Here is a 13,159-nt window from a genome sequence, read left to right as displayed (position 1 = left end):
TGCCGGGCGGCCCTGGTCGGGGGGCGCGGGGTCAGTTGCGCCAGGTGTCGGTCAGGGTGACCCTGCCGTTGGCCGGGACGGTGGCGGAGCGGTTGGCCCCGCTCTCCCAGGTGACGTTCCCGGAGGCGTCCTTGCGGACGTACTTGTAGGAGAACGCGGTCCCGGCGGGGAGGGTGACGTCGAGCTTCCAGACGGGGTAGGAGGCCGGGTCGAGCTTGAGGGCGGCGCCGGTGTTCCAGCCGCCGAGCTCCGGCCGGTCGCCGGTGACGTAGACGTCCTGGCCGGGGACGGTGGTGGCGTTGACGGCGAACGAGGCCCCGGCGGGCGCCGAGGGGCTCCCGGTGCAGGTGCGGGCGCCGGTGTGCAGGGCGAGGGCGGTCTGGGGGGCGAGGGTGACGGTGAACCGGCCGCCGGAGTCGACGCTCACCGCGCGGCCGCTCTGGACGTCGCAGTAGGTCCCGGCGGGGAGGGAGGTCTGGAAGGTCCGCGTCAGGGACGATCCCTCGTGGTTGAGGGCCACGTACGCCTTGGTCCCGCGCCCGAAGGCGATCTGGTTCCCGCCGTTGTCCCACCAGTCGGTGACGGCCTGCCCCCGGGCGGTGTTGCGCAGGCCCACCATGGAGGAGATCTCCGGCCAGGCGTGCTGGCACTTCCACCCGTCGCTGTAACAGGCGTTGACCGTGCCCCCGTTGGGCGGGCCGGCGTCCTTGTCGGTCCACTCGTAGCCGGAGTGCACGTCCGGGGAGCCGTAGGGCCAGGCCAGCATGAAGACGGAGGCGAGGGTGTAGTTCGCACCGTCCTTGTAGTTGAGGGTGTCGCCGACGCGCTCGGTGTCGTGGTTGTCGACGAAGACCGCCGACTGCCCGGAGGGCATGTAGCCCCACGCCTCGCCGAAGTTCTTCAGATAGGCGAGCTTCTCCCCCTGGAACACCCGCTTCAGGTCGCGGGCGTACCGGAACTCCTGCACGTCCCCGTTGCCGAGGTACTCGCTGGGCTGCACGGCCTCGCCGGCCCCGTATATCGCCTCCTGCTTCCAGTAGGCGTTCGGGTCGGCGAGCCGGGACTTGATGTTGGCGAGGTCGGCCGCGGGCATGTGCTTGGCGGCGTCGATGCGGAAGCCGTCGACGCCCAGCGACAGCAGGTCGTTGAGGTAGGCGGCGATCCGCCCCCGCACGTACTCCTCGCCGGTGTCGAGGTCGGCGAGCTGGACGAGTTCGCAGTTCTGGACGTTGGCCCGGTCCTGGTAGTTGGAGACGGTCGCCCGGCAGTCGTCCATGTCGGCGCCGGAGTAGACGCCGGGGTAGTCGTACTTCGTGTACGGGGACCCGCCGGTCCCGACGCCGTCACCGGCGGCCATGTGGTTGATGACGGAGTCGGCGACGACCTTGACCCCGGCGGCGTGGCAGGTGCCGACCATCCGCTGGAAGGCGGCCCGGTCCCCGAGCCGTCCGGCGATCTTGTAGCTGACGGGCTGGTACGAGGTCCACCACTGGGGCCCCTGGATGTGCTCCTGCGGCGGCGAGACCTGGACGTACCCGTACCCGGCGGGCCCGAGGCTCTCGGTGCACGCCTTGGCGACGGAGTCGAACCGCCACTCGAAGAGCACGGCGGTGACGTCCTTGCCCTCGGGCGGGGCGGCGGACGCGGGCGGGGCCTGGACGGTCAGGGCGGAGGCGGCGAAGACGGCGGCGGCGAACGCGACTCTGCCGCTCCTCGCCCCTCTCTCGGATCGGGACATGCGGGGAACCTCCTGGCGGGAGAGGTGTGGGGGGTTGCACGCGACCGTAGGGGGCACCCCGGAGTGTTGCAAGACCTTGCGCAAGAGATTGCAGAATTGTTTCCGACATACCCGCCCAAGCCGCGTACCCGACCGCACGCAGTGCCGTTTTTGCAGGTGAACCGGACGGTCCAGGCGGCCTAGCCCCCGGCCCCGCCGCCACCCCGGGCCTGACCGCGGCCACTACACCCCGTGATGTGATCAAGCACCTGACGACGCGCGGCCTGTCCGCCCTCGCCCTGGCCGCCCTGCCGGTCCTCGCCCCCACCCCGGCCCACGGCACCACCCCGGCCGCCCCGGCCCTCCACCACCGCCGGGTCTTCCCGGAGCCCCCGCCGGCCGACGTCGTCCGCACCGAACTGGACCGGCTGACCGTCGAGCCCCCACACTCCATGGCCGGCTACAGCCGCGCCATGTTCCCGCACTGGGCCAGGCAGTACGCGGAGTGCGACACCCGCGAGGTGGTCCTCTCCCGCGACGGCGCGGGGGTGACCCAGGACTCCGCCTGCCGCGCCGTCACGGGCACCTGGTACAGCGAGTACGACGACAAGACCGTCGACTCGGCCTCCAAGATCGACATCGACCACATGGTCCCGCTGGCCAACGGCTGGCGCTCCGGCGCCGACACCTGGGACACGGCCAAGCGCAAGCGGTTCGCGAACGACCTGGACGACTCCCAGCTCATCGCGGTCTCCGCCGCCTCGAACCGCTCCAAGGGCGACCAGGCCCCCGACCAGTGGACCCCGCCGAACACCTTCTACTGGTGCACCTACTCCAGAGCCTGGACGCACATCAAGAGCCTGTACGGCCTGAGCGTCACGGCGACCGAACGCACGAAGCTCATCGAGATGCTGAACACCTGCGACTGACCTGGTCCCGGACGGACAAAAGCGGGTGGGGGTGCGCCGATCCGCACCCCCACCCGCACCCGCGTCCGCGTCCGCGTCCGCGGTACGACTACTTGACGTTGACGGCCTTCCAGGCGGCCGCCACCTGCTGGTACTCCACGCCCGTCGAGCCGTACAGGTCGGCCGTCGCCTTGAGGGTCGCCGTACGGGCGCCCGCGTAGTCGGTCGTCGACGTCATGTACGTGGACAGGGCCTTGTACCAGATCTTGTAGGCCTTGGTCCGCCCGATGCCCGCGACGGTGGAGCCGTCGTAGGTCGGCGAGTTGTACGCCACCCCGTTGACCGTCTTCGCCCCGCTGCCCTCGGAGAGCAGGTAGAAGAAGTGGTTGGCGACGCCCGACGAGTTGTGGACGTCGAGCCGGCCCACCGTCTTGGACCAGTAGTCGGCGGAGGCGCCGTCCTTGCTCGGCTTGTCCATGTAGCGCAGCGGCTTGCCGTCGCCCCGGATGTCGATCTTCTCGCCGATCAGGTAGTCGCCCGGGTCGGAGGCGTTGTTGGCGAAGAACTCCACCGACGTGCCGAAGATGTCGCTGGTGGCCTCGTTCAGACCGCCCGACTCCCGGCTGTAGTTGAGCTTGGCCGTCGCCGCCGTGAGTCCGTGACTCATCTCGTGCCCGGCCACGTCCAGCGCGGTCAGCGGCTTCTGGTTGTTCTGGCCGTCACCGTAGGTCATGCAGAAGCAGCTGTCGTCCCAGAAGGCGTTCACGTAGGCGTTGCCGTAGTGGACGCGGGAGTAGGCGGCCTTGCCGTCACCGGCGATGCCGTTGCGGCCGAGCTCGGACTTGTAGAAGTCCCAGGTCACGGCCGCACCGTACTGGGCGTCGACGGCGGCGGTCTGGCGGTTCGACGGGGTGCCGTCGCCCCACTTGTCGTCCGCGTCGGTGAACAGGGTGCCCGTACCGGAGGAGCCGCCGTTCAGGTCATAGGTCTTGTGACCACCGCGCGCGGTGTCGGTGAGGCTGAACACCGAACCGCTGGGCGCGGTGCCGATGGTGACGGAGCCTGAGTACTCACTGGCGCCGACACCGGTGTCGATGGCCTCGTACGCGTACAGCTCGGCGCCGGTCGCGGCATCCGTGACGACGTGCCGCTCGCTGGGCGTGCCGTCGGCCTGCGTACCCCTGACGACGGCCTCGTAGGCGAAGACCGGCTTGCCGGTCGCGGCCCACACGACCTGCCGCGCACCGGCGGGCGCCCTCAGGCTCGAACGCGCCCCGGCCGGGGCTATCTTCGCCTCGACGGCCTTGTCGGTCTTGCGGCTGCCGTCCTTCTTCTGGTGGACGACGAGGTCACCGCCGAGGACGGGCAGCCCGGCGTAGGTGCGCTCGTAGCGGGTGTGGACCGTACCGTCGGCGTCCTTGACGACGTCACGGGCCACGAGGGCCTCGTCGCCGCCCAGCCCGATGGCACGCGCGGTACCGGCCGCCGCGCTCTGCGCCTCACCGATCGCCTGGGCACGCGCCCCGGAGGACAGCGTGAGCGCGGTGGCCCCGGCCTCCCGCTCGGCGGACGCACTGGCGGAACCGGTCTGGACGGCGATGGCGACCATGGCCGCGGAGGCGACGATCGCGGCGGCGCGCATCGTGCGGGGGGTGCGGAATGAGGACATGGGGGAGGTCACTCCTTGATAGCCGTGGGGGACTGGCTGAGAGAGTGCCAGCAGATTGGCCGAAGTGACAGGTACGCAACAAGGATTTGACCTGCCGTTGTCCGGAGAGCGACACCGAAGCACCGCTCAACGAACGAAAACCCCCCATTCCGCTTTCCCTGCGGCGGAGTTGCTTCGAGCCCGGGCCGCCCCCTCCCCGGCCTTCAGATCACCGGCGGTCGCCCCAGCCGGGTCATCCTCCACACCGTCCGCCACCGCATCGGGCGCCGCGGCGGACACGGAAGACGGACCCCCTCGAAGAATCCGGCCCACCAGGCGCCGAGCCCGGCGAGCGGCGGTCGCTGTGCCACGGTGTAGACCGCCCACGCCGCGAGATAGACGGGCACCAGGACCGCGGGCAGGTGGCGTTTGGCCAGCCAGACACGGTTGCGGCCCGTGTTGCGGTAGTAGACGGCGTGACGGGAGGGCTCCGTACGGGGGTGCTGGAGCACGAGGTCGGCCCGGTAGTGGATCTCCCACCCGGCATCCAGCGCCCGCCAGGCGAAATCGGTTTCCTCGTGCGCGTAGAAGAACGGCGCCGGGAACTCACCGACCCGGTCGATCACACGCATGCGGATGGCGTGCCCGCCACCCAGGTACGTCGTGACCGGTCCGGACGTGAGCGGGTCGGCTCCCCCCAGGCGGGGGACGTGCCTGCGCTGACTCAGTCCTTCCTCGTCAGCGATCCGGAAGCTTACGATCCCCAACCTCGGGTTCTCGGCGAAGGCTTCCCGGACCAGCCGGAAGGTATCGGAGCGGGGCAGGAGCCCGTCATCGTCCAGGACCACCACGACGTCCACGCCGCCGGCCTCGCGCAGCACGCGCACACCGACGTTCCGGCCGCCCGGGATGCCGAGGTTCTCCGGCAACTCGACACCGGTCACCCACGCCGGAAGGACGGGCAGCCTCACACCCTGGCCGAGCACCACGACGGCCGCCGGGTCACCTTCCTGCCCGGCCACCGAATCCAGGAGCGCCCGCAACTCCTCGGGCCGGTCCCCCATGGTCAGCACGACGACGCCAACCGTCAGGGCCTCCGCGCCACGAGCCGTCACGACCGACCCCGCAACAACTCGGCGGCTCGCCGCTCCAGGCTCCCGGCCCCGTGCGCCGCCCCGAGATCGACGGCAACCGCCTCATGGTCGTGGGCCGACGAAAAACCCATCGCAGCACCAGCAACAGCCAAGTTGCGGAGTTCCTTACGCCGGAGCATCACAAACCTCCAGAGGTCGGCAGCGGTCGCCAACGGATCGGCACCCAGAGCCGCCCCGCTGCCTGCGCAGCCTAGACCGAGCTCGCCAACCGTCACCCTCCGCTTCATCCTTCTGGTGAGAGCCTCGGCGATATGGAACGGCGCCTGCCCTGACAGTGTTCCGCCCTTACGCGCGATCACATGAATCCGGCCCCGCCACCTACCCTGTCGGTGTCGAGCTGCAAGGAAGGGGCAAGGCCGCATGTCGCAGAACACAACCCCGGACCCGTACTCCGATCCGCTGGTGTTCGGCCAGAGAATGCAGATCCTCCGCACCCGGCGCGGACTCACCCGCGGCCAACTCGGCGGTCTCCTGGGCAGATCGGGCTCATGGGTCAAGGCGGTCGAGACCGGCCGCCTGCGCACCCCGCACCTCCCGCTGGTCCTCCGCGTCGCCGAAGTCCTCCGCGTCCGGAACCTGTCCGAGCTCACGGGGGACCAGTCCCTCCCCGCCGACCTCTTCGCAGGCCCGGGACACCCCCGCTTCGCCGCCGTCCGCGAGGCCCTCAACTCCCTGAACCTCGGCAGCACCCACGAGGCACCCCCGGCCGCGCACCTCACCGCCCGCCTCTCCCGCGCCTGGGCCGCCCGCCACTCTGCTCCCGACCACCGCGAGGTCGTGGGCGCGCTGCTGCCCGGCCTGATCCGGGACGCACAGGCCTCCGTCCGGCAGGCGGAGACCGTCGCCGACCGCAAGGCGGCCCAAGCCCGCCTCGCCGAGACCTACTTCCTCGCCCAGTTCTTCTGCGCCTACCAGCCCGACGCCCCCCTGGTCTGGCGGGTGGCCGAACGCGGCATGACGGCCGCGCAGGACTCCGAGGACCCCCACGCCATCGGCCTGGCGGCCTGGCTCACCACCCAGGCCCACCGCGACAGCGCCCACTACGAGGCGGCCGACGCCGTCACCCTCGAAACCCTCCGCTACCTGACCCCTCTCCTCCCCGACGCCACGGCCGACGTACGGGCCGTGGCGGGCGCACTCACCGTCGAGGCCGGCCTGACGGCGGCCCGGCGCGGCGAGACCGGCACCGCATGGCACCACTGGGACCAGGCCCGCCTCCTGGCGGAAACCCTTCCCCCCGCCTACTTCCACCCGGTCACGAGCTTCTCCCGGGCGGTCATCGGCGCCCACGCCGTCACCGTGGCGGTGGAACTCCACGCGGGCGGCGAATCCGTCCGCCAGTCCGCCCGCGCCGAAGCGGAAGCCATCCCCTCCCGCCCCCGCCGGGCCCGCCACCGCATCGAACAGGCCCGCGCCTACCACCTGGACGCCCAGCCGGACGTGGCCCTGGCCACGCTGGCCCAGGCCCACGCGACAGCCCCCGACACCATCCGCTACAACGGCTACGCCCGCCGGATCATCCTGGAGGAGACGGAAGCCAAATCCCCGTCCCGCCGCCGCCGAGCCTCCGACCTGGCAACCCGCCTGGGCCTCCTGACCGCCTGAACCAAGGGGCACAGACTGTGCCCCTGCCCGCCCGGACCCGCCCCTACCGTCGTCCCCACCACTCGCGACGGTAGGGACCCCCGCCATGACCGCACACACCCACTCCCCTGAATCCCTCAACCCCAAAGCCCCGGACAAACCCTCAACCCGTGTGACGGTCATGGACACCCCCGGCACCGACCTGCTCACCCGCGCCCACACCGGCTGGCAGCGCTTCCTCGACACCTTCGAGGAGCCACCCCATGGATGAGCAGTACGAGTACGTCCCCCACCGCCTCCTCCACCACCGCGTCCGCGACATCGCCTCCGGCATCGAAGGCGTCCTCATGGCCGTCATCAACGAAAACGTCTCCGACTCCACCGGATACGAGCACTGGATGGAACTGGCGTACATCCGCAACGCCTCCGGCCGCGAATTCACGACCGCCATCGCCAACGTCCACCCCGCCTATGACCAGCCCCAGACAGACCGCACCCGCCAAGCCGGGAGAAGCGCGTAGCGATCTGACGCGTACGGCGGGGTCGCTTGCGGCAGGAATGGTTGGCCCCGCGCCGCCTCACACCATCCGAAGGGACCGCCCTGTGACCACCGCCATCACCGAGTTCGAAGTCAAGGCCCTGGAGATCGACCCCGCCGACATCGCCGCCCGCATCGCGAAGGCCGGCGGAACGCACATCACCGACCGCCACATGCGCCGCTACGTCTACGACACCATCCCACCCGTCCCCGGCAAATGGGTCCGCCTGCGCGACACCGGCACCGCCATCACCCTCTGCGTCAAGGAGATCACCTCCGAGCAGGTCGACGGCACCCGCGAGACCGAGGTCGGCGTCACCGACTTCGACACCACCCACGCCCTCCTCACCGCCACCGGGCTGACCGCCCGCGCCTACCAGGAGAACCGGCGCTCGTCCTGGCTGCTCGACGGCGTGCGCCTGGAACTGGACGAGTGGCCGCTGATCCCCCCGTACCTGGAGATCGAGGCCGACACCGAAGACGCCGTCTGGGACATGGCCGACCGCCTCGGCCTGGACCGCACCGAACTCACCGGCGAGAACACCACCGCCGTCTACGCCCGCTACGGCATCGACCTCGACCAGGTCACCGACCTCAGGTTCACCACCTGACCCCGCGCACCACCACCAGCGGTGCGGCCGGACGGCGGGGGCCCGGCCGCACGGAACAGGCACTGCCGCCACCCGGCTAGTGTTTCCGGTGTCGAGTCAGAACGGAGCACCAGCATGCACGCTCTCCCGCACGACCACACCGGCGCACGCATCAAGCGCCTCCGGCTGCAGCACGGCCTCACCCAGAAGGCCCTCTCCGATCTCTCCCAAGTCCCCTACTCCACCCTGACGAAGGCGGAGCAGGGCGTGAAGCCGGCCTCGCCGTACGTCATCGCCCAGGTGGCCCGCGCACTCCGCGTCGACGTGGCCACGGTCCTCGGCCAGCCCTACGCCGCCGAACTCCGCGAGGACCAACTGGACGTCCTCGTACAGCCGATCCGTGAAGCCCTGGACGTCTACGACCTCGGCGCCGACCCCGAGATCACCCCGCGCCCCCATCAACTCCTGGCCGCCGACGCCGAATCACTCCTCATCGCCGTCCGAGCCGGGGAGATCAAGCAGGCGGCCGCCGCCGTTCCCGGCCTCATCCTGGAGGCCACCACCTCCGCGCACTCGGCGCCCGGACACGAACGCTGGCTCCTGCTGGCCAGCACCTACCGAACCTCCTACGACATCGCCACCAAACTCGGCTACGGCGACCTCGCGACCATCGCCCTGGCCCGCATGGACTGGGCCGCCGAACGCGCCTCCAGCGCCGCCCTCGGCGGCATCTACCGGTACATGCGCGCCCTCACCTACCTCCGTGACGGCCAGTACCGCACCGGTCAGCGCCTCACCACCCTCGGCCTGAGCCTTCTGGAACAGGCCGACCCGGGCCAGGAACGCGAGGTCGTGACCGGCCAGCTGCACCTCGGCGCATCGGTCATGGCCGGCCGCTCCAAGGACAGGGCAACCGCCGAGATCCACCTGTCCGAGGCCGAACGGATCGCCGCACGCACAGGTGAAGCGCCCACCGTCCACTACCTCTCCTTCGGCCCCACCAACGTGAAGGTCCACCGGGTGAGCGTCCTGGCCGAGCTGGACGAGTACGGAGACGCCGCGCGGACCGGACGCACCGTCGCGATCCCGCAGGACTGGCCCAAGTCGAGAAAGGCCCACCACTACGCGGAGCTCGCCCGAGCACACCTCTGGACCGGCGACCTGGACGCGTCGTTCGACAACCTGCTCCGCGCCCGCAAGGCCGCCCCGCAGCAGGCGCGCTACCACCAGACGGTCCGCGACACCTACACCGGCCTGGAGGCCGCCCGCCGCCAGCTGCCCGACAACTTCCTCTCCTACGGCACCTGGCTGGGCGTCTAACGACGCCCTGTCAGGCCCTGGCCCCGGCTATCACCAACGCGTGTCAGTCGGGGCCTTTCCGCACCCCCACCCTGGTCACCTCATCCGCTGACAACGGCAGGGAGTGGCCCATGACCAGCCACATCACCCACAACTACGCCCACACGACGTCCAGTCCCGAGACCTCGGACAAACCCTCGACCCGTGTGACGGTCATAGACACCCCCGGCACCGACCTGCTCGCCCGCGCCCACACCGGCTGGCAGCGCTTCCTCGACACCTTCGAGGAGCCACCCCATGAGTGAGCAGTACGAGTACGTCCCGCACCGCCTCCTCCACCACCGCGTCCGCGACATCGCCTCCGGCATCGAAGGCGTCCTCATGGCCGTGATCAACGAGAACGTCTCGGACTCCACCGGATACGAGCACTGGATGGAACTGGCGTACATCCGCAACGCCTCCGGCCGCGAATTCACCACCGCCGTGGCCAACGTCCAGCCCGCCTATGACCAGCCCCGGACGGCCCGCAGCCGCCAAGACGAGAGAAGCGCGTAGCGATCTGCTGCGCCCACCGGCCCCGGATGCCAATCTGATTGGCCTTTGGTGCGGGTACCAGCCCCACGCGGGGGCCGGACGCTGAGAAATGAGGAGCGCGTAGCGATCTGACGCGGACGTCGGCGCCGCTTGCCCTCTGGAGTCGGCCCGGATGCCCGGTCTGCCGGCCCCCGGCCGCCCCGCCTGCTCGCTGAGGGAGCCGGTCCTTTGACTCCGGACCGTCCCGTTCCTTTGGGGGGTTCCCGGCAGTCCTTGTCTTTCCGGGGCGGGTCGGTCTGTCAAGGGTGGCCGAAGGCCATCGCGAAGCGACGCGACCGAAGGGAGCGCCCTTGACAGGGCGGCCCGAACCGGAAGGACAGTGGGACTGACGGGAAACCCCCAACCCCTCCCTGAGACCGCCGAGCCGGGACCCCGCCCCCCACACCACCGCCCCGCACCCGGGGAGGCGGGTGGGCAACCACCGCCCGGCCCCCGGCCCGTCGAGGGGGAGATGGCGGGCCCGCACCGCGAGAACCCGTACCAGCCGGCCCGCACCGCGAGCCGCCCTACCCCGGCCCCGTCGACCCCCGGACCACCAGTTCCGGCTGGAAGACGTACTCCGTCCGCTGCACCGGCGTCCCCGCCACCGCCTCCAGCAGGGCCCCCACCGCCGCCGTCGCCATGGCCCGCACCGGCTGGCGGACCGTCGTCAGCGGCGGGTCGGTGAAGGCGATCAGCGGCGAGTCGTCGAACCCCACCACCGAGACGTCCTCCGGCACCCGCAGCCCCCGCTCCCGGGCGGCCCGTACGACGCCCAGCGCCATCATGTCGCTCGCGCACACCACCCCCGTACACCCCCGCTCCAGCAGCGCGATGCCCGCCGCGTGACCCCCCTCGACGGTGAACAGGGTGCGCTGGACCAGCCCTTCCGCATCCGCCCCCGGCCGGGCCGCCAGGAAGCCCTGCTCCTTCCTGGCGGAGGGCACGTACCGCGTCGGCCCGATGGCCAGCCCGATCCTGCGGTGCCCCAGCTCCTCCAGGTGCCGTACGGCCATCTCCGCCGCCGCCCGGTCGTCCGGGGAGACGAACGGGGCCTGGACGTGCTCGTTGAACCCGTTGACCATCACGAACGGAACCCCCCGCGCCGCCAGCCGCTGGTACCGCGCCGGATCGGCCGAGGCATCCGCGTGCAGCCCGGACAGGAAGACGATCCCGGTGACCCCCCGCTCCTCCAGCTGCTCGACCAGCTCGTCCTCCGTCGCCCCGCCCGGCGTCTGTGTGCACAACACCGGCGTGTACCCGTGCCCCGCCAGCGCCTGCTCGATGACCTGCGCGAACGCCGGGAAGATCGGATTGGTCAACTCAGGGATCAGCAACCCCACCAGCCCGTTGCTCCGCCGCTTCAGCCGCACCGGCCGCTCGTAGCCGAGCAGGTCCATGGCGGCCAGCACCCGGTGCCGGGTGCCGGCCGCCACGCCCGCCTTGCCGTTGAGCACACGGCTGACGGTCGCCTCGCTGACCTGGGCCTGCGAGGCGATGTCCGTCAGCCGCAACGGGGAACTCACCCCTGCCACCACACGGTGGTGTCACCGGGCAGCACATCGGCCTCCGCCCCCAGCTCACCACTGGCGAGCAGGACGGAGCCACCCACCCCGGCTATCCGCACGTTCTCCCCGGTCGTATTGACGGCGCACACGAACGCCCCCCGCCGGAACATCAGCACCCCCTCGGGTCCCTCCAGCCACTCCACCGCGTCCCCCGCACCCAGATCCGCGTGCTCCCGCCGGATCCGCAGCGCCGCACGGTAGAGCTCCAGCGTGGACCCGGCGTCCCCGGTCTGCGCCTCCACGCTCAGCTCGGCCCACTCCTCGGGCTGCGGCAGCCAACTACCGCCCTCCCCGAACCCGTACGGGGCGGACTCCCCCGACCACGGGATCGGCACGCGGCACCCGTCCCGCAGCCCGTCCTGCCCGTTCGCCTTGAAGAACGACGGGTCCTGGCGCACCTCGTCCGGCAGCTCGGTCACCTCCGGCAGCCCCAGCTCCTCCCCCTGGTACACGTACGCCGACCCGGGCAGCGCCAGCATCAGCAGCGAGGCCGCCCGCGCCCGCGCGAGGCTGCCGAGCCGCGTCCGGTGCCGGACCACGTCGTGGTTGGACAGCACCCACGTGGTCGGCGCCCCCACGGGCCGCATGGCGTCGAGCGACTCGTCCACCGCGGCGCGCAGCGCGACGGCGTCCCAACCGGTCGTCAGGTAGTGGAAGTTGAACGCCTGGTGCAGCTCATCGCTCCGCACGTACAGGGCAGTGCGCGCCACGCTCGGCGCCCACGCCTCCGCGACCCCGATCCGCTCGCCCGCGTACTCGTCGAGCACCTTCCGCCACGACCGGTAGATCTCGTGGACCCCGTCCTGGTCGAAGAACGGCAGCACCTGGTTGCCCAGCAGCTTGAGCTGCTCGTCCCGCCCCAGGTCGGGCAGTCCGGCCGCCTTCACCAGCCCGTGGGCCACGTCGATCCGGAACCCGTCCACCCCCAGGTCCAGCCAGAACCTGAGCACGGAGCGGAACTCGTCCTGGACCGCCGGGTGTTCCCAGTTGAAGTCGGGCTGCTCGGGCGCGAAGAGGTGCAGGTACCACTCCCCGTCCTCGGCCCGCGTCCACGCGGGCCCGCCGAAGATGGACTCCCAGTCGTTCGGCGGCAGCTCCCCCGCCTCTCCCTTTCCCGGCCGGAAGTGGAAGCGTTCGCGCAGCGGGGTCCCCGGGCCCTCCCGGAGCGCCTGCTTGAACCATTCGTGCTGGTCGGAGCAGTGGTTGGGGACGAGGTCGACGATGATGCGCAGGCCCAGCCCATGGGCCTCGCGGATGACGGCGTCGGCGTCGTGCAGGGTGCCGAACATGGGGTCGATGGCCCGGTAGTCGGCGACGTCGTAGCCGGCGTCGGCCTGCGGGGAGGCGTAGAAGGGGCTCAGCCAGACGGCGTCGACGCCGAGCTCCTTGAGGTAGGGCAGTCTGCCGCGGATGCCCGCCAGGTCCCCCATGCCGTCCCCGTTGGAGTCGGCGAAGCTGCGCGGATAGACCTGGTAGATCACCGCGTCTCTCCACCAGCCGGACCGGGTCCCGGTCGGGGTGGGGAGTGCGTCGGCGAGGTGCTGGGTCATGGTGTCCTTGGAGAGGTCGGGCCGGTGGTC

The 13,159-nt window shown here is 71.1% G+C and carries 12 protein-coding genes; 7 read left to right on the top strand and 5 right to left on the bottom strand.

The features are described 5' to 3' along the window. Positions 1 to 31: 31 nt before the first annotated feature. The gene (locus AB0O29_RS05375) at positions 32 to 1,738 is read right to left on the bottom strand and encodes a carbohydrate-binding module family 20 domain-containing protein (RefSeq protein WP_365146425.1); all 1,707 of its coding nucleotides are present in this window, start codon (positions 1,736 to 1,738) and stop codon (positions 32 to 34) included. Between the two features lie 236 nt (positions 1,739 to 1,974). Between AB0O29_RS05375 and AB0O29_RS05370 the strand changes: the two genes are divergently transcribed. Continuing rightward, positions 1,975 to 2,646: an HNH endonuclease family protein gene (locus AB0O29_RS05370; protein WP_365146422.1), complete on the top strand. Its 672-nt coding sequence runs from the start codon at positions 1,975 to 1,977 to the stop codon at positions 2,644 to 2,646. 88 nt (positions 2,647 to 2,734) lie between these two features. Here AB0O29_RS05370 and AB0O29_RS05365 read toward each other — a convergent pair whose 3' ends face one another. Then, entirely contained in the window at positions 2,735 to 4,294 is a 1,560-nt protein-coding gene (locus AB0O29_RS05365; protein WP_365146420.1) for a M4 family metallopeptidase, read from the bottom strand. 203 nt (positions 4,295 to 4,497) lie between these two features. Beyond that, complete coding sequence (locus tag AB0O29_RS05360; protein WP_365146417.1) at positions 4,498 to 5,388, bottom strand: glycosyltransferase; 891 nt, start codon at positions 5,386 to 5,388, stop codon at positions 4,498 to 4,500. A 399-nt stretch (positions 5,389 to 5,787) separates the two neighbouring features. Here AB0O29_RS05360 and AB0O29_RS05355 point away from each other — a divergent pair, with 399 nt between their 5' ends. The 6 genes from AB0O29_RS05355 (at position 5,788) to AB0O29_RS05330 (ending at position 9,993) form a co-directional block, all read left to right on the top strand. Beyond that, positions 5,788 to 7,032, top strand: coding sequence for a helix-turn-helix transcriptional regulator (locus AB0O29_RS05355; protein ID WP_365146414.1), 1,245 nt, complete (start codon positions 5,788 to 5,790; stop codon positions 7,030 to 7,032). A 242-nt stretch (positions 7,033 to 7,274) separates the two neighbouring features. After that, the gene (locus AB0O29_RS05350; RefSeq protein WP_365146412.1) at positions 7,275 to 7,532 is read left to right on the top strand and encodes a hypothetical protein; all 258 of its coding nucleotides are present in this window, start codon (positions 7,275 to 7,277) and stop codon (positions 7,530 to 7,532) included. A gap of 82 nt (positions 7,533 to 7,614) precedes the next feature. Then, the gene (locus AB0O29_RS05345) at positions 7,615 to 8,160 is read left to right on the top strand and encodes a CYTH domain-containing protein (RefSeq protein WP_365146409.1); all 546 of its coding nucleotides are present in this window, start codon (positions 7,615 to 7,617) and stop codon (positions 8,158 to 8,160) included. 114 nt (positions 8,161 to 8,274) lie between these two features. Further along, entirely contained in the window at positions 8,275 to 9,459 is a 1,185-nt protein-coding gene (locus AB0O29_RS05340) for a helix-turn-helix transcriptional regulator (protein WP_365146406.1), read from the top strand. Positions 9,460 to 9,569: 110 nt separating this feature from the next. After that, positions 9,570 to 9,743 carry a hypothetical protein gene (locus AB0O29_RS05335; RefSeq protein WP_365146403.1) on the top strand — a complete coding sequence of 58 codons (174 nt, stop codon included), beginning with the start codon at positions 9,570 to 9,572 and terminating at the stop codon, positions 9,741 to 9,743. Next, positions 9,736 to 9,993, top strand: a complete 258-nt coding sequence (locus AB0O29_RS05330; RefSeq protein ID WP_365146400.1) for a hypothetical protein — start codon at positions 9,736 to 9,738, stop codon at positions 9,991 to 9,993. Before AB0O29_RS05335 ends, AB0O29_RS05330 begins: the two co-directional genes overlap by 8 nt. 545 nt (positions 9,994 to 10,538) lie before the next feature. On the opposite strand, the gene AB0O29_RS05325 is transcribed toward AB0O29_RS05330, so the two are convergent. Together AB0O29_RS05325 and AB0O29_RS05320 are read right to left on the bottom strand one after the other, a co-directional pair. Continuing rightward, positions 10,539 to 11,546: a LacI family DNA-binding transcriptional regulator gene (locus AB0O29_RS05325; RefSeq protein ID WP_365146398.1), complete on the bottom strand. Its 1,008-nt coding sequence runs from the start codon at positions 11,544 to 11,546 to the stop codon at positions 10,539 to 10,541. Continuing rightward, positions 11,534 to 13,129, bottom strand: a complete 1,596-nt coding sequence (locus tag AB0O29_RS05320; RefSeq protein ID WP_365146512.1) for a glycoside hydrolase family 13 protein — start codon at positions 13,127 to 13,129, stop codon at positions 11,534 to 11,536. The genes AB0O29_RS05325 and AB0O29_RS05320 overlap by 13 nt, the downstream gene beginning before the upstream one ends. Positions 13,130 to 13,159 lie beyond the last annotated feature (30 nt).

Source organism: Streptomyces sp. NPDC089915 (assembly GCF_040684675.1).
In the GTDB taxonomy this organism is placed as follows: Bacteria; Actinomycetota; Actinomycetes; order Streptomycetales; family Streptomycetaceae; genus Streptomyces.
The sequence above is the reverse complement of the archived record's forward strand: the minus strand, read 5'-3'. Positions and strand labels throughout refer to the sequence as shown.

Bases quoted from the DNA above. Each gene is read 5' to 3' on its own strand.
- AB0O29_RS05330 (WP_365146400.1), top strand. From the start codon at position 9,736: ATGAGTGAGCAGTACGAGTACGTCCCGCACCGCCTCCTCCACCACCGC.
- AB0O29_RS05375 (WP_365146425.1), bottom strand. From the start codon at position 1,738: ATGTCCCGATCCGAGAGAGGGGCGAGGAGCGGCAGAGTCGCGTTCGCC.
- AB0O29_RS05320 (WP_365146512.1), bottom strand. From the start codon at position 13,129: ATGACCCAGCACCTCGCCGACGCACTCCCCACCCCGACCGGGACCCGG.
- AB0O29_RS05340 (WP_365146406.1), top strand. From the start codon at position 8,275: ATGCACGCTCTCCCGCACGACCACACCGGCGCACGCATCAAGCGCCTC.
- AB0O29_RS05365 (WP_365146420.1), bottom strand. From the start codon at position 4,294: ATGTCCTCATTCCGCACCCCCCGCACGATGCGCGCCGCCGCGATCGTC.
- AB0O29_RS05350 (WP_365146412.1), top strand. From the start codon at position 7,275: ATGGATGAGCAGTACGAGTACGTCCCCCACCGCCTCCTCCACCACCGC.
- AB0O29_RS05355 (WP_365146414.1), top strand. From the start codon at position 5,788: ATGTCGCAGAACACAACCCCGGACCCGTACTCCGATCCGCTGGTGTTC.
- AB0O29_RS05335 (WP_365146403.1), top strand. From the start codon at position 9,570: ATGACCAGCCACATCACCCACAACTACGCCCACACGACGTCCAGTCCC.